Below are 14,682 nucleotides of genomic sequence, written 5' to 3' on the forward strand. Positions count from 1 at the left end.
CCACAATTCTTATCTATCTAGTATGGTAACCAAATGGGCAATGATGTCTTGGGCAACCGCTTGCTTAGACTTTGGACCAATCGATACCGGTTCCTGTCCTTCTTGAATAAGCGTTACCTGGTTACTATCCTTATCAAAGCCGGCTTGCGGAGCCGTTACATCGTTGGCAACAATCATGTCCGCATGCTTGGAAGCCAACTTCTTTTCAGCATTTGCCAAAAGATTTTGGGTCTCGGCAGCAAAGCCAATAACCACCTGTCCGGCTTTCTTTTCTTGACCAACTGTCTTTAGGATGTCCGGATTTTGAATCAAATCAAGCACAAGGTGCTCATCTGGTTGGCTCTTTTTCACCTTTTGTTCAAAGGGATTGGCCAATGCATAATCCGACACAGCCGCTGCCCCAATAAAGGCATCAGCCGTCGGCATGGCCTTCTGAACCGCTGAAAGCATCTCTTTTGCAGAAGGTGCATAAACGAAATGAATGGCTGGTGAGTAAGGTCGTTTCGTCGCAGCAACTAACGTTACCTCTGCTCCTGCTGCAAGCGCTGCTTCAGCTAAGGCGTAGCCCATCTTTCCAGACGAACGATTCGTTAAATAACGGACTGGATCAATGGCTTCCTTTGTCCCACCGGCTGTTACCACAACTTGTCGACCAGCAAGTGGCCGCTTGTGAACTAGCGCCTGCTCGGCACTTAGTTCCTCCAGGGCCTGTGTAGTGGCCGTCATAATTTCTGACAATGCAGCCAAACGGCCCTTGGCCGCATACCCTTCCGCTAGAAAACCAGTTTCGGGGCCCACCACTTGCCACCCGTCTTTTCGGAGCGTTTCCAAATTGCGCTGGGTGGCTGGGTTGGCATACATCTGGTCGTTCATGGCGGGTGCCAGTACTTTGACCGGGGCGGTGGCAGCCATGATGGTTTCGGTCAAGACATTATCAGCCAGACCATTCGCGACTTTGGCCAGCGTGTTAGCAGTGGCTGGTGACAGTACCAACGCATCCGCCCAACGTCCCAAGGCAACGTGCTCAACGGCGGAAGATTCACCCTGTTTGGCGTCAGTCAGCACGGCTTCTTTTGATAAAATGGCCAGGGTCTTTGCTGATATAAAGGTTTCAGCCGCCTTAGTCATCAAGACTTTCACAGTCGCTCCAGCCTTAACGTAGAGACGGACCAGTTCGGCAGCCTTATAGGCAGCAATGCCACCCGTCACCGCAAGTAAGATTTTTTTATTTGTCAAAGGCTGTTCCATACTAGGCATGAAAAGTTCCTTCTTTAAGTTCTTGTTGGCAGTTTTTGACGACCGCAAAATCGCCAATATAGGGAGTGTCAATACCATTTACCTTCTGATATGGGTCTTCTCCCTTACCCGCAACGACGACCAGGTCATTCGGTCCTGCTAGCGCAACCGCCTCATGGATGGCCTGAATCCGATCCATTTGATAGTGGATGGTCACAGCTGGATTGGTAATGGCCGAGGCAATTGTCTGACAAATGTCTTCTGGCTTTTCAAAGGCCGGGTCATCGGCTGTCAAGACCACCTGGTCCGCTTGCTTCGATAAGACTTTGGCAAAGTCTAACCGACGGGAAACACCCTTGTTACCGGGTGCGCCCAAGACCACAATGACTTGTCCTTCTGGCGACTGCCCCTTGGCAAAAGCCAAAAGGGCGTTCAAGGAAGCAAAGTTATGGGCGTAGTCAACAAAGGCCACCCCGTGCCCAGGCAAAACCATGGAGAGCATTCGACCAGGAATCGTGACCTCATCGAGCCCCTTTTTCATATCGTCGTACTTGGCACCGGCTAAAGCCGTCATCATCAACGCCGCCGTTGCGTTCTCCTCGTTAAAGTCACCAGGCAGGTTCAAACGATACGAACCGTTCAATTCAACTAAAGCCGGTTCTTTCACCAGGACCTCAGCCGTAAAATACGAATCATGTAATTCAGATTTGTCGGAATGAAAGGCAACCGTTGGGGTTAAGTCCGGTAACTGGCTGGCCGCCCCCTGTCGATTAAAAGTCAACACTTGATTGTGCTTCCGAGCAGCCCGCTGATGGATTTCGGCAAAATGATCCATGCCAGCGTTTAAAATCACCTGATCGGAGTGGTCCAATAGCATTTCTTTATGGGCTAGGTAGTCCTCAAAAGTCGGATGCTCGTTCGGACCAATGTGGTCTGGCGAAATATTGAGAAAAGCACCAACGTTGTAGCGCAACCCGTACACCCGGTTCTTCAGGTAAGCTTGCGAGGAAACCTCCATCACCAAGTGGGTCATCCCCTTTTTAACAGCCCGAGCCATGTCCTTGTATAGTTCGTAGGATTCGGGGGTCGTTAAATCGGATTTCTTACTGTCTTCGGGGTTGGGTCCAACAATCCGGTTCACGGTCGAAAAGAGTGCGGTCTTCCCGTCAGTGGCTTCCTTCAAAATATTATAGGCAAAATAAGCCGCCGTTGTTTTCCCCTTGGTCCCGGTAAAGGCACCAATCCAGAGCTTTTGGTTAGGATAGTCGAAAAACGCAGCCGAAAGAACCGCTAAGGCTTTTTGCGTATCCGTCACTAGCCAAAGAGGCACGTCCAGTCCGAGGTCTTTCGTTGCCACCAGTCCGGTCACACCCTGGACGCCGTCTAAATAGGCTGCCTTAAAGGCTCCTTTGGCAACAAAGAGGGTGTTTTCCTTTACTCGCCTCGAATCATAGTGTAAAAAGTCAAAAACCTGTTCCGAAACCGGTTCTTGAACCAATAAATTCTGTTCCTCTAAGAGGGTCGTTACTTGTTTTGAAGATAATTTCATAATACCTTGATTATAGCATAGGATGGTCATCCTCATTGCAAACACTCAACCAAAAAAGGCCCAGTCACTGACTGGGCCTCACAGCCGTTTATCAAAAGTTCAATCAACGCTTGAGCATTGGCTTTAAGGCAATCGGTGTAAAAATGGTGGTCAATAAGATCACCAGTACCATTGCCGCGTAAACATCAGCTTTCAACAAATGAGCCGCTAATGCCAAGTTAGCAATCACTAAAGCCATTTCCCCACGAGAAACCATGCCAACGCCAACAATGTAAGCAGGTCTTTTGGCCATCCCCGTTAGTCGAGCACCCAACACCGGGCCAACAAACTTTGTCACAATGGCTAATACGGTGAGCAAAATGATCAACCAAAGGTGTTTTTCTTGACCGGTCCAACTGACTTTCAACCCGATATTGACAAAGAAAATGGGGATAAATAAAACGTTGCCGAGGATTGTGATACCGTGTTCAACTCCCTCATGGACTGGTAAACGAGAAAAAAGCAGACCCAGCAGGAAGGCCACGATGGCACCGGAAAGTCCTAGTTCTTCTGCAAAGTATGCAGAAAAGAGAATCAGAGAAAACACAACCGTCACCACCATGGCCGGATGAGCCACCTTGGTTAAAACAGCGATGACTTTTGGCAAGGCCCAGTAAAGGAAAAGTAACAAAGCAGCGAGATAAGCGAGCATCAAAAAGACCGTCAGTCCCAAGCCCATGTGTTGGCCGCCCCCTAAACCAAAAGTCGTCTCGAAGACAGTCCACATCAGTACTGCCAGCAAATCATCAATCACCGCCGCCCCAAGAATGGTTGTGCCCGCTTCTGATTTAATCTGCTTATACTCAGTTAAAATTTGTGCCGTTATGGAGACCGAGGTTGCCGAAAACAAGACACCCCAAAGTAGCGCCTGCTCGTTACCATAGCCGAGTAAATGTCCAAAAACAAAGAAAACGGTAAAGGGTGTCACCACGCCCGCTAAAGCGACGGAAAAGGACTGCTTAAAGTGCTTCTTGAGCAAGTCAACGTCCGATTCAATTCCCGCTAAGAACATCAGCAACAAAACCCCAATTTCGGCCCAGTGATCCGTTACCTGACTCGCTGAAAGGAAGGCAAAACCGGCTGGTCCAATCAATAGCCCTGCTCCAATTTGACCAACGACACCTGGTAGGCCGATTCTTTCGGCCAACCAGCCACAGAACAATGCGGCAAAAAGCATGCTTGCAAGCGTCACTTCAGACATCATTTCCTCCTTTTAACCAATTAAAAAAGTCGTACCAAAAACTTACCTAACTCCCCCGTTAGGTAAATCCTTGAGTACGACCTCAACCAAAGTTCAATTCAATTAATTTCAGTATACCATAAACCCTTTTAGCGGTCCTCGTTCTTCACTAGGCTGCCCACATGTTCGGCCAAAATCGCCCGTACTTCCTCGGTCGAGTGCGTCGTCATTAGTAGTTGACGTAACTGTGAAGCGTGGGCAAAACCACGGAGATAAATCTTAAAGTAACGCTTGAGGGCTTCAAAGTGTTTAGGCGTCACGGTTTTGGTGACCTCATCAAACAAATCCAGTTGCAACTCGAGCAAGGCGATGGACTCAGACAATTGGTGCTCTTTTGGTTCATGATTGAAGGCGTATGGATCTTCTAAGACACCCCTTCCAATCATAATGCCGTCAACACCCGGGTGCTCAGCGGCCAGTTCCAGTCCTTGTTGATAGTTCTTAATATCCCCATTAATTTGCAACAGGGTATTTGGTGCCAGTTCATCCCGCATTGCAATAATATCGTCAATTAATTCGAAGTGGGCATCCGCCTTGGACATTTCCTTCCGTGTACGCAAATGAATCGTCAAAACCTGAACGTCGGCCTTCAGAATGGTCTCAAGCCACTCATGGTACTCGTCGACTTTGTAAAAGCCTAGACGTGTCTTAACAGAAACGGGTAATCCCGATTCCTTCGCTGCTTCAATCAATTCCAGGGCGCGATCGGGATGACGAATCAAATCCGAACCAGAGGAATTCTTAATCACCGTACCATCCGGACAACCCATGTTGATGTCGACGGCTTCATAACCCATTTCAGGTAGCAACTTCGCAGCCCCAGCAATGGCTTCAGGAGTCGATCCCCAAATTTGCGCAATGGGCATCTGCTCTCCTGGCGCTACCGCCAAACGGCCTTGAATGGAAAACTTAGCTTCCGGATGAACCATTGAGGCTGCGTTCGTAAACTCCGTGTAGTAGACATCCGGTCCCCCTGCTTTCGCAACAACTCGGCGAAAAATGGTATCGGTGACCGCTTCCATGGGCGCCATGGAAAAGAACGGACGAGGATTCCCCTTTTCATCCACTGCATCATCAACAATTTTTTGCCAGTAAGCTGACTTTGCCTGTCGCATAAGCACTCCTTCGTGGCCATTAGCCAAACGTAAAATTAACCTTTATATTTTAGCACGCTTTCAAGTTCCCGACAAAGTCACTGCCTAGACCGATACAAAAAAGCCCACAAAAATTGTGGACTTTCTGATCTTAGTGTTGCAATTGTTGGACCAAGGCAGTTAGCGTACGTGCCCGATCGTGATAATGAACGGCCTCTGTCAATGGCATCTCGGATAACGTTTTACCGTTTTCAGCCAACAGAAGATCCGTCAAACCACCCAGGTCCGGACCGCCAACCGGAGTCCGAGTTAGCACGACCCCACCCCGACAAGCAGCCACGGTGATTTCGCCAGTGGGCGAACAAGCCGCCATGGTTGATAAGAGATAGGCCCCTCGTTTTTCAGCTGGAATATTCGCATAAAGATCGAGTAAATAGGCATTTTCTTCCTGAATACCCTTCAGACCCAGCGCTTTAAATTCGCGGGCCGCCTTTACGCCAAAACGTTCCGGAAAGGCCTCCAGAAAGAAGGCCGTGTCATCAGCCAAAATCCAGTCATCGGGCAAGAACTGGTGGATAAAAGCAGCCTTCCCCCGGGCATTGCTCTCCTGGTCCGTTTCGCTCTCTGGTGGAAAAGTCAATTTCTCACCCAAGACAGTCCGATAAGAAACAATTTCATGTCCCAAAACCTTGGCTAACTTTGTTAACTCCCGAGTTTTGGCTTCGTTATTTGATGCAAAGATAAAACGCATATTGACCATCTCCTAAAGATTCAGGTTCTCATACAATTTTACCTTGGTCACCTCACCAGCGTAAAGCGTTTTTTTCTCGCCATTGTCTAACAAGAGTTCCAAACCGGCCTGATTCGAAATGCCTGTCACTTCTCCTGACAGGATTTCTTGTCCCACTTGAATCGACACTCGCTGACCAATCAGAAAAGAGCGCTTGCGATAATCAGCCAAGAAAGTACCATCTTGGTAGCCATTATTCATGTCAATTAATGCCAACGTTAAGCGTGCCAGCAAGAAGTTCAAATCAATGGTTGTTGAAGGATCATCAAGAACAGCCATGGCTTTTTGCTGGATCTCTTCAGGATAATCAGCCGGTAAAATGTTCACAAAGAAGCCCAACACCAAGGCGTTATATTGTTGCCGCTCCATGTCAAAGACTGCTTCGGTAATGATTCCACCGACTTTATGCCCCTTCACAATTAAATCGTTCACCCACTTTAATTGGACATTCAGTCCAGGAAAAGTCTCTTCCAGAACCTGTGCAATGATGGCCGCCGCCGACGTTGTCAACAGACTGGCAATCATTGGTTTTTCAGGGTTGACCGGTAACGACAACGAAATGTAAAGGCCCCTGTCCTTGGGGGCAAAGAAAGCCCGACCCCGTCGTCCGTATCCGGCACCCATTGTACGGGCAGTGAAAATCGAAGGGTTTTGTCCGGGGTGCTTCGCCAGATAATCCTTGGCGTAAGTTTGTGTTGACCCGACCTCATCAAAGACACGAATGGCATCAAAAGCCTGCTGTCCCTGACTCAGCTTTCCCAAGTACTTTTGCACAACCTGTTCGCTCACATGGTCAGAAGAAAGGTAGGCGTAACCAGTTTTTTTCTTGGAGACGATTCGGTGCCCCTCTTTTTGCAAGGTCTTAATGGCCTTCCAAACCGATTCTCGAGACACACCCAAATCACTCGCCAACTGGTCACCAGAAACGTAACGGCCGACATGGTCCAAAAGATCATCAAGAACCAAGTATTTGGTGGCTGTTTTTTTCTTTTCTTGATCCATAAAACTCTCCGTTAATAAGTATACTTATTTGAAAACTTTTTGAGGCAATGCCTGCACGACAATCGTTGCCAGCGCCACCTTCAGCAAATCACCAGGAATGAAAATCATGTTCGCCCAATAGGTTTTAACAAAGTCCAGGTGGGCCGTCCATGAAAGCCAGCCGGCACCAAATCCATAAACCAAAATCAAATCAAGCAGGAAAATCAAGACAAAAGACTGAACAATCCCTGGGCGAACCTGCCCCTTTTTCTTTGGCCAAAAGACGGATAGTAGTCCAAAGAGTGCAGGTTGGAATAGCCAGGCCCAAATGTAACCCGCAGTGGGACCAACCAAGACGGCTACACCACCGTGCCCACCTGTCAATACTGGTAGACCCAGTGCAATCATGATGATAAAGACGGCCATTACCGCGGAACCACGACGGGCACCTAAAACCAACGTAATCAGCATGACGCCCAAATTTTGGACAACAACCGGAACCGGTAAGAAGCCAAGGGTCATGCCGGGAATCATGGCAAACACAATCAAGAGGGCCAAGAACACGGCCTCCAAGGTTAAATCACGTACTCTCGTACCTTGCATAAAAAATCTCCTTGTTTTTTAAGTAAACCAATTATAAATAACAAGTTCACTTAAAGTCAAGTTGCGAACATAAAAAAAGGGCCGAAGCCCAATTTTGTCTTTTATCCGCGCTCTTTAATTGTAAAAGAACGTGCCGTTTTTTTACGCTTATCAGTCGACTTCGCTGCTGATTTTTGCTGCTGACCAGTCCTTTTTTTCTTCAAAGTGGACTGGCTGCCTTGTCGTTTTGGCTTCGCCGTCTGTTTAGCTGAAACGTTTTTAACCATTTTAGACGATGCGTCTGGCTGCCCTTCGCGCTTCTTCTCAGTAAAACGGTGACGTCGCTTCTTCCGCTGATTTTGTTGACCATTGATCGGCTTTTTGCCTGTTCGTTTCTGCTTTGGTCTTGTTTCTTCACTGCTCTTAGCAGAATTCTTACCATTTTTGGCTTTTTGATTCTTAGCCTTTGGCTTCCCCTGACTCGCCTTTTTACGCTGTTCGTGCTCCCATTCACTTAGGTAATCACGAACCTTTACAGGACGAAAGGCGACGCTTTCATTCTTTAAAATAAAATATGGCGCACCAAAGTTAACGGTTTCATACAGATAATCAGCTAATGTATTGATTTTTTGATCAGCACTCACTTCGCGTTCTTCATGGTAAAAGCCGCGCAGACGAAGCTGCCCCGCCGATAAATCACCAACAATGTAATCGTATTGCTTCAACAACGGGGTATAACGCAAGGCCAGGCCTTCGTTTGAAAAGGCTTCCTTAAAATCATCCAAAAGGACGAATTTCAGTCCGTCCACTGTGATTTCATCGCCAAAGCGTGTCACTTCGTACTCCTGCTGACGACGAAGTTGCTGCTCAATTGTTCGTTCTTTTAATGTCGCGTGATCCATTGATATCGTTCGTTAGACAGTGATGGTCACTGCCCCTTCCTCTTGTTTTTGATAGTAATCGGCCATCATTTCACGAAGAAAGACGTCCAGAGCAATCTTAGCTGGCGCTTCATCCAACATACTAAAGAAGTCTAGCCAGCGATAATGATCAAGGGTAGCGACTTGGTAGTCTTCGTCATCGACAATATCGCGCCCCATATAAGTGTACTGATTAAATTCATCCTTAGCCAAACCAGTCATTTTCATTTCACCAAAGACAGAACCCCGAAAACCAGATCCCTTGATTCGCTCCGTCCGTAGTTTTTCAGCCTTCTGATCGTACTCGGCCAACCAGGCCTTTAAATCACGCCCCTTTATCGTCAGCAGCATTGGCTGAATGGTATGGGGCATGTCCTTCAAAAAGTCGTAACGACTCTTCGGACCAGCCGGTAAATTCATCAAAAAGAGGCCCGATGAACAAACCGCAACCGGAATCTGGTAAAAGTCTTGCAAAGCCTTCAAACAGTCATCTGTCTGCTGGTCTGGTGAAATTTCAGCCGGATAGGTGGTCACCATTTCCGTTGACTCCATCTCAATGCCTTCTTGGGCAATGTCTTCCGTTATCTCGGCGTCACCAGGTTCAGCCGGTAGTTCGGCCGTTTTATGAGCAACGACCGACACCTCTTGGACTTGGTGTTGGTCGTCGACTTCCAGGGTTACCTCGCCAACGTAATCACCATAACGACCGGCAGCGGCAAGCCAGGTACCGTTATCCAGTTCACCATTTGGTAAGACGTGGTGAGTGTGCGCACCTAAAATAACATCGATTGGATATTTCTTAGCCAAGTCCTGATCAACTGGCAACCCAAGGTGGGAAAGTAGCACGGTAATATCGGCTTTTTGCTGCATCTCAGGTAAGTAATGATCCAGCATCTCTTCTGGATCTTCCGGGTACCAATCAAGTGTTTGGTACGTTTCTTGGTATGGAGCGGTCATACCCAAAACGGCAATTTTTGTGCCGGCTTGACTTTCAAAAATCTGGTAGGGTTTTGCCCACGCTGGTAAAGTCTTGGTTTTGCCATCGACCATGTTGGCCAATAACACCGAAAAGTCAGCCTGGTCATATAAATGGTTGAGATCTTGATGGGGCATGACCAAACCTTCATTGTTACCAATGGTGACTGCGTCATACTTGGCTTCGTTCATGATGGCCACATTGGCCTTCCCCAACGTGGCGTCGGTCAGCGGATGCAAACGATCAATGGCATCACCAATATCAAAACGAAAAACAGTCGTATTAGCCGGTGCCTTCCGTAGTAAAAAGCGCTTAATCTTTGGCCAAGGACCAAAGTGTGAGTGCATATCGTTGGTGTGTCGTAATTGAATCGTTTCCATTGCCAACCCCCTTTTCTTTATCTTAACATGATTTAGCGGACTTTCCCTCAAAAATCAAAAAAGTCCCCACACTAGTGGGAACCTCCTTGTCTTTTCTTAATCAATGGTAATCAAATCCTTTGAAATACCAGCAGTCAAGACTTCATGACCGTTTTCGGTAACCAAGACGTCGTCTTCAATTCGAACGCCCCCCTTACCAGCGAGGTAAATTCCTGGCTCAATCGTCAACAAGTTGCCCGCTTGGACCTCATCTGATGAACGTGCTGACAAATAAGGACCTTCGTGGATATCCAGGCCGGCACCGTGTCCAGTGCTGTGGATGTAGTAATCACCGTAACCTTCACCCGTGATGTAATCACGAACGACTTTATCAACTTCAGCCGTTGAAAGGCCAGGCTTGATGACGTCAATTCCATCTTCGTTCGCTTGCTTGACAATGGCATAAATCTTTGCCAATTCCGGATCAATTTCACCAATGGCAAAGGTCCGGGTAACGTCCGACGTATAACCATCAACATAGTAGCCAAAGTCGATGGTTACCAAATCGCCCTTTTCCAGCTTCTTATCCGTTGCAGTTCCGTGCGCCATTGCCGAACGGGCACCAGAGGCAACAATCGTGTCGAAGGAAGGCTTCTCACCACCATACTGCTTTTGCAAAACGTCCAAACGGTCAGCCACTTGCTTTTCGGTCCAGCCGGCCTTGATTTCAGTCATCAATTGGTTGAAGGCCTTCGTGGAGGCTTCCGCTGCTTTACGCAAAGCCGCAACTTCCGCCTCGTCCTTTACCTCACGGAGTGCTTCAACGGCCCCAGGAACGGCATCAAAACTAATGTTTGCAGGTAATAAGTCATCGAGCAATTCGTAGTTTGCAAAAGGCAAATCCGCTTCAAACCCTAACTTTTCGATACCAAAAGCCACGGCTTGCTTGACTGCTTCGCCGTAGTAATCACGGGTCACTTGGAAAGAAACGCCTTCTGGCAAGGCATCCACGTATTCGTTTTCGTAACGAGCATCCGTAATCAACGCGGCATCAGCCAAGGAAACCAAAACAAGGCCATCACCAGTACCACCGGTGAAGCCAGTCAGGTAGCGCATGTTCGAACCATTTGCCACGACCAAGCCTTGCAAGTCCAACTTCTTCAACAATGCCTGTAACTTCTTGATTCTTTTTTCGTAATATCCCATGAAAGTCCTCCTGCTTACTTACTTGTGTTCTCTTGTCGCCATTGTATCACAGATTTGCTTTAAAAAAATAATTTATCCCGATTAAAATAGGAAATGAGCGACTTTTATGATGACTTTTTAATTAAATAATGGCAATAAAAAAAACAGGCAATGCCTGCTTTTTCCAACAATTTAGGCCTGAGCCAACTTGTTGTATTCTTCCCGAGTATAAACGGAAACTTGACGCTTGTCGCGACCCTTACGTTCGAACTTTACAACGCCGTCAGTCAACGCGAAGAGCGTATCGTCGTTACCACGCTTAACGTTCACACCTGGGTAGATGTGCGTTCCGCGTTGGCGGTAGATGATTGAACCGGCAGTCAATCCTTGACCGTCAGCAACCTTCGTACCAAGACGACGACCGGCTGAGTCACGTCCGTTGGCAGATGATCCACCACCCTTGTGGTGGGCAAAGAGTTGTAAGTTATCTTGATTCATCAACATAAGTCTATTCTCCTTTAACAGTGATGATTACGCGATGGAATCAATCGTCACGCGCGTGTATGGTTGGCGGTGTCCCTGCTTCGTGTGGGAATGCTTCTTAGGGCGGTACTTGAAAGTCACAACCTTCTTTTCCTTACCTTGCTTTTCCACAGTAGCAGTAACCTTAGCACCTTCAACGAAAGGTGTACCGATCTTTGAGTCAGTCAAGACCACTTGGTCGAAGACAACCTTGTCGCCTTCTTGTGCGTCCAACTTTTCAACAAAGATGGTGTCGCCTTCAGCGACCTTGTATTGCTTGCCGCCAGTTACAATAATTGCATAGGCCATTATTGAATTCTCCTTTTATACTTAGACTCACCGATGCGAGGCGGTTCAATGAACTTACTTAAACCTACATCGTGTGGTTGTAGCTGCGCTAACAACTGTTTAAGTATAGCAAACAATCGTCAAACTTGCAATCATTGGCCTAACAAGGGCTTTTGATTGATTCATTGCGTCATCAACACACGGTTTTTCTCAATTACTTTGCCACTTTCTGCCCGTTCAAAGTCGACCGTAAAATCAAAAAGGGCTTGCGCTGATTTCTTAGTGCGACCAGAGGTCCCCTTCCACAGTGATTTAAACTCCATCACTAAATCAGCTGCTGAAAACGGCATCCCCTCTTCCAACCACAGTGAAATGGCGGCAAAAAGGCAGCAACCATCATTTCCCACTGGAAGATAATGCGTGTTTTCAAGGCACTGGAACGAAGGTTTTTCAACGCTTCATCACGCCTTCTCCGCAGTTCAATCATCAACTCAAAAAGAAGCGAGGTGTTTTTCTTATGATTAAACACTTCGTGGTAAAACTCAGCCTGATCGGCAATTTGCTGAATAACACCGTAACAAACAAAACGCTCATTGTTATGCTTAAGCAACTGGGCCACCAAGTAGCCATTCACATCGTGAATCAAATCCGCTTTGTTGCTATAGTGCCGGTAAAAGGTTCCCCGAGTCACGTGGGCAGAAGCCAACAGTTCGGAAATGGAAAACCGGTCTGATTCGGCAAGTAATGCCATGGCTGCTTGTCGCATCACAAAGCGTGAACGTAAGATACGTGCATCAATTGTTTTGGTCATTATCTTATTCCTCCTGGCATGTTAAATGGACAATTCAGTCCACTTTTTTCACCATGAGTATAGCAAGGGGCCAAAACAAAGTCCGTGATTCCGTCCCGAAATAACAAAAGAGGTTGAAAATTTGTCCTAACTGACAAAATTTCAACCTCTTTCTTGATTTTTAAAAAAGATGCTTAATACTGACTGAACGTTATTTATTCATTTCAGCCTTAATGGCACGTGCCCATGGTGAGAAGAACAAGCCAAGCACATCGTTACCCAAGTATAGGATGTAAGTGGCGAAGAGAACCCAGTTGGCATCCCCTTGCAAGGCCGTCAATCCCCAGAGGGTCACTGACATAATTCCTTGTAATGTCCACATCCAGTATTGGGAACGGTACTTTGAAACCGTCAAAACAGCACCCGTGATTCCAATCGTGGCAGACAAGGCATCAATAACTGGACGAGGTGAAATTAAGAGGTGAGTGTCCATCAAGTACAACAGGATGAAGGCCACAACTGCCGTCAACGATGCCAGTATCCAACCATGGTTATCCATGGCCTTAATCTTACGGTTTTGCCAAGCATTTCCGAAGAACATGAAGTTCAGATCCAACGTGACCAAGTAGATCATCTGCACCACGATATCGGAGTAATTCTTTGAATGGAAAGCCACAATCGAAATCAAGACGGCTGAGATGAAGCCCAGCAAGCCGTTAATTCGACGGTTAGCCGTAATGGCCAAGGTACAAGTAAAACCAATGGCACCACCTAGCATGGACATCACGGACAAATAGTTGAGTCCGTGGGCCAAACCAGTCGTGACAATGACAAGTAGACCAATTACCAACCAGACGTATGATGAGCGGTCCCATCCCGAGAATCCTTCCTTGTAATAAGACCAAGTAAAGATTTGCTTCATGTTTTCCTTGACCTCCGGCCAAGAAAAACCATTTGTTGTTTCGTTTTCTGCCATGTTTCCTCCTCCATTGCCTCGGGGACAGGCTTCCCCGAGATTTATTCATGTACGTGCCCAAAGAGATTGACCAAGACGACGCCGACAATTAACAAGGCTAGCCCCAAGACTGTTTGCCAATTTAAACTTGCTTTGAAGACAACCACACTTAAGCTCGTGATGATTAGTATACCACTGGCCGACCAGATGGCATAGGCGAGGTGAACCGGTATCGTCTTCACAACAATGGCAAGTAAATAGAACGAAAGTCCATAACAAGCCAAAGTCAAAATTGTCGGTAACAATTTTGTAAAACCGTTTGTTTGGCCGATCAACGCTGTCCCAGTGGTTTCAGCGATTACGGCCAACGCAAGATAAAAATACGCTAACATTTTAATCTCCTTTGCTACCAAATGATTATCAAGGAATTACAGGAAAATAACAAGGTCAATAAGCGTCCTCCTATCACATGCAAAACATTTGCCCCCGATTTTATCTAAAAAGTCGGCTATGTACCGGCCGGATAGCTTTCTTTTATGCCCGACTTTTGCTAAACTAAGATTTGTTCATCTTTAAGCGTTGGTAGCTCAGCTGGATAGAGCAGCCGGTTTCTACCCGGCAGGTCGAGGGTTCGACTCCCCCTCAACGCATAATGAGTGTTAATATAAAAGCGTTTATAACTGTTTTGAAGCAATATTGATACCATCAACAAAAAAGCACCCCCAACCAATTAAGGTCAGGGTGTTTTTTAGTCAGTAAAATCTTTTTAACTCCCCCATTTGCAATTTTTCCTCAGTCCAATACAATAAGGGTGTCTTCCTTTACTTTAGGAAATGCTCATTACAAATCAAATTGCAATTGAAAGGGTCCATAATGGTTCAATATAATTTTATTGTCGCGTCTGCCCGGGTGGAGACCGACATTTCGTTACCAGTTCGTCCTCAGATGGGAGATGTGATTTCTCTAACAACTGGTGTCAATACGCCGCACTACTTGGTGCAACGGGTGGAGCTCTTTGCCAATTCCGAGATTGTCAATCTTCACGTCCAACGTTTTCCAGATCAGTTATCCGCCAAATTAGCCATTGATGGCTTTCGAAACACGCGCGACTTTGTCCGAAGCGACGAAGGCAGCAATTAAAAGCAAAAGAAAACCTCCACGAACAATGTGGAGGTT

At 46.9% G+C, this 14,682-nt stretch carries 17 protein-coding genes, 1 tRNA gene and 1 other annotated feature; of the genes, 2 read left to right on the top strand and 16 right to left on the bottom strand.

The window, feature by feature from the left end; genetic code table 11:
• Window positions 1-9: 9 nt before the first annotated feature.
• From coaBC to IV71_RS01705, 16 genes are all read right to left on the bottom strand, one after another.
• On the bottom strand, window positions 10-1,257 hold the full coding sequence (gene coaBC / locus IV71_RS01635) for a bifunctional phosphopantothenoylcysteine decarboxylase/phosphopantothenate--cysteine ligase CoaBC (RefSeq protein WP_010690667.1): 1,248 nt from the start codon (window positions 1,255-1,257) through the stop codon (window positions 10-12).
• Window positions 1,250-2,785, bottom strand: a complete 1,536-nt coding sequence (gene murE / locus IV71_RS01640) for a UDP-N-acetylmuramyl-tripeptide synthetase (protein WP_010690665.1) — start codon at window positions 2,783-2,785, stop codon at window positions 1,250-1,252. The genes coaBC and murE overlap by 8 nt, the downstream gene beginning before the upstream one ends.
• 103 nt (window positions 2,786-2,888) lie before the next feature.
• Window positions 2,889-4,025, bottom strand: coding sequence for a cation:proton antiporter (locus IV71_RS01645; RefSeq protein ID WP_010690664.1), 1,137 nt, complete (start codon window positions 4,023-4,025; stop codon window positions 2,889-2,891).
• Window positions 4,026-4,153: 128 nt separating this feature from the next.
• Complete coding sequence (locus IV71_RS01650; RefSeq protein ID WP_420889346.1) at window positions 4,154-5,185, bottom strand: tRNA dihydrouridine synthase; 1,032 nt, start codon at window positions 5,183-5,185, stop codon at window positions 4,154-4,156.
• A gap of 124 nt (window positions 5,186-5,309) precedes the next feature.
• Window positions 5,310-5,909 (bottom strand): non-canonical purine NTP pyrophosphatase, encoded by a 600-nt coding sequence (locus tag IV71_RS01655; protein WP_010690662.1) that lies wholly within the window; start codon window positions 5,907-5,909, stop codon window positions 5,310-5,312.
• A 12-nt stretch (window positions 5,910-5,921) separates the two neighbouring features.
• Window positions 5,922-6,950, bottom strand: a complete 1,029-nt coding sequence (locus tag IV71_RS01660) for a biotin--[acetyl-CoA-carboxylase] ligase (protein ID WP_010690661.1) — start codon at window positions 6,948-6,950, stop codon at window positions 5,922-5,924.
• A gap of 24 nt (window positions 6,951-6,974) precedes the next feature.
• Window positions 6,975-7,532, bottom strand: coding sequence for a biotin transporter BioY (locus tag IV71_RS01665; RefSeq protein ID WP_010690660.1), 558 nt, complete (start codon window positions 7,530-7,532; stop codon window positions 6,975-6,977).
• 101 nt (window positions 7,533-7,633) lie between these two features.
• The gene (locus IV71_RS07715) at window positions 7,634-8,413 is read right to left on the bottom strand and encodes a YutD family protein (RefSeq protein WP_082621253.1); all 780 of its coding nucleotides are present in this window, start codon (window positions 8,411-8,413) and stop codon (window positions 7,634-7,636) included.
• Window positions 8,414-8,425: 12 nt separating this feature from the next.
• Window positions 8,426-9,787 carry a bifunctional metallophosphatase/5'-nucleotidase gene (locus IV71_RS01675; protein ID WP_010690658.1) on the bottom strand — a complete coding sequence of 454 codons (1,362 nt, stop codon included), beginning with the start codon at window positions 9,785-9,787 and terminating at the stop codon, window positions 8,426-8,428.
• 96 nt (window positions 9,788-9,883) lie between these two features.
• Window positions 9,884-10,972 carry an aminopeptidase P family protein gene (locus IV71_RS01680; protein WP_010690657.1) on the bottom strand — a complete coding sequence of 363 codons (1,089 nt, stop codon included), beginning with the start codon at window positions 10,970-10,972 and terminating at the stop codon, window positions 9,884-9,886.
• 171 nt (window positions 10,973-11,143) lie between these two features.
• Complete coding sequence (rpmA, locus tag IV71_RS01685) at window positions 11,144-11,455, bottom strand: 50S ribosomal protein L27 (protein WP_010690656.1); 312 nt, start codon at window positions 11,453-11,455, stop codon at window positions 11,144-11,146.
• Between the two features lie 27 nt (window positions 11,456-11,482).
• The gene (gene rplU / locus IV71_RS01690; RefSeq protein WP_010690655.1) at window positions 11,483-11,782 is read right to left on the bottom strand and encodes a 50S ribosomal protein L21; all 300 of its coding nucleotides are present in this window, start codon (window positions 11,780-11,782) and stop codon (window positions 11,483-11,485) included.
• A gap of 13 nt (window positions 11,783-11,795) precedes the next feature.
• Window positions 11,796-11,871 (bottom strand) — a sequence feature (ribosomal protein L21 leader region).
• Window positions 11,872-11,943: 72 nt separating this feature from the next.
• The gene (locus IV71_RS07875; RefSeq protein WP_156405635.1) at window positions 11,944-12,111 is read right to left on the bottom strand and encodes a hypothetical protein; all 168 of its coding nucleotides are present in this window, start codon (window positions 12,109-12,111) and stop codon (window positions 11,944-11,946) included.
• On the bottom strand, window positions 12,087-12,572 hold the full coding sequence (locus tag IV71_RS01695) for a TetR/AcrR family transcriptional regulator (protein WP_010690653.1): 486 nt from the start codon (window positions 12,570-12,572) through the stop codon (window positions 12,087-12,089). The genes IV71_RS07875 and IV71_RS01695 overlap by 25 nt, the downstream gene beginning before the upstream one ends.
• Window positions 12,573-12,762: 190 nt before the next feature.
• On the bottom strand, window positions 12,763-13,527 hold the full coding sequence (gene pnuC, locus IV71_RS01700; protein ID WP_056994996.1) for a nicotinamide riboside transporter PnuC: 765 nt from the start codon (window positions 13,525-13,527) through the stop codon (window positions 12,763-12,765).
• A 41-nt stretch (window positions 13,528-13,568) separates the two neighbouring features.
• Complete coding sequence (locus tag IV71_RS01705; RefSeq protein WP_010690643.1) at window positions 13,569-13,898, bottom strand: DMT family transporter; 330 nt, start codon at window positions 13,896-13,898, stop codon at window positions 13,569-13,571.
• Between the two features lie 184 nt (window positions 13,899-14,082).
• Between IV71_RS01705 and IV71_RS01710 the strand changes: the two genes are divergently transcribed.
• Window positions 14,083-14,156, top strand: a tRNA-Arg gene (locus tag IV71_RS01710).
• Between the two features lie 223 nt (window positions 14,157-14,379).
• Window positions 14,380-14,646 (top strand): hypothetical protein, encoded by a 267-nt coding sequence (locus IV71_RS01715; protein WP_010690642.1) that lies wholly within the window; start codon window positions 14,380-14,382, stop codon window positions 14,644-14,646.
• The last annotated feature ends 36 nt before the right edge of the window (window positions 14,647-14,682 follow it).

It is taken from the genome of Fructobacillus fructosus KCTC 3544, assembly GCF_001438695.1.
Taxonomy (GTDB): domain Bacteria; phylum Bacillota; class Bacilli; order Lactobacillales; family Lactobacillaceae; genus Fructobacillus; species Fructobacillus fructosus.

Excerpts from the sequence above, each read along its gene's own strand:
- rplU (WP_010690655.1), bottom strand. The coding sequence starts at position 11,782 with ATGGCCTATGCAATTATTGTAACTGGCGGCAAGCAATACAAGGTCGCT.
- IV71_RS01665 (WP_010690660.1), bottom strand. The coding sequence starts at position 7,532 with ATGCAAGGTACGAGAGTACGTGATTTAACCTTGGAGGCCGTGTTCTTG.
- IV71_RS01655 (WP_010690662.1), bottom strand. The coding sequence starts at position 5,909 with ATGCGTTTTATCTTTGCATCAAATAACGAAGCCAAAACTCGGGAGTTA.
- coaBC (WP_010690667.1), bottom strand. The coding sequence starts at position 1,257 with ATGCCTAGTATGGAACAGCCTTTGACAAATAAAAAAATCTTACTTGCG.
- rpmA (WP_010690656.1), bottom strand. The coding sequence starts at position 11,455 with ATGTTGATGAATCAAGATAACTTACAACTCTTTGCCCACCACAAGGGT.
- IV71_RS07715 (WP_082621253.1), bottom strand. The coding sequence starts at position 8,413 with ATGGATCACGCGACATTAAAAGAACGAACAATTGAGCAGCAACTTCGT.
- pnuC (WP_056994996.1), bottom strand. The coding sequence starts at position 13,527 with ATGGCAGAAAACGAAACAACAAATGGTTTTTCTTGGCCGGAGGTCAAG.
- IV71_RS01695 (WP_010690653.1), bottom strand. The coding sequence starts at position 12,572 with ATGACCAAAACAATTGATGCACGTATCTTACGTTCACGCTTTGTGATG.
- murE (WP_010690665.1), bottom strand. The coding sequence starts at position 2,785 with ATGAAATTATCTTCAAAACAAGTAACGACCCTCTTAGAGGAACAGAAT.
- IV71_RS07875 (WP_156405635.1), bottom strand. The coding sequence starts at position 12,111 with ATGCCGTTTTCAGCAGCTGATTTAGTGATGGAGTTTAAATCACTGTGG.
- IV71_RS01675 (WP_010690658.1), bottom strand. The coding sequence starts at position 9,787 with ATGGAAACGATTCAATTACGACACACCAACGATATGCACTCACACTTT.
- IV71_RS01705 (WP_010690643.1), bottom strand. The coding sequence starts at position 13,898 with ATGTTAGCGTATTTTTATCTTGCGTTGGCCGTAATCGCTGAAACCACT.
- IV71_RS01660 (WP_010690661.1), bottom strand. The coding sequence starts at position 6,950 with ATGGATCAAGAAAAGAAAAAAACAGCCACCAAATACTTGGTTCTTGAT.
- IV71_RS01715 (WP_010690642.1), top strand. The coding sequence starts at position 14,380 with ATGGTTCAATATAATTTTATTGTCGCGTCTGCCCGGGTGGAGACCGAC.
- IV71_RS01680 (WP_010690657.1), bottom strand. The coding sequence starts at position 10,972 with ATGGGATATTACGAAAAAAGAATCAAGAAGTTACAGGCATTGTTGAAG.
- IV71_RS01645 (WP_010690664.1), bottom strand. The coding sequence starts at position 4,025 with ATGTCTGAAGTGACGCTTGCAAGCATGCTTTTTGCCGCATTGTTCTGT.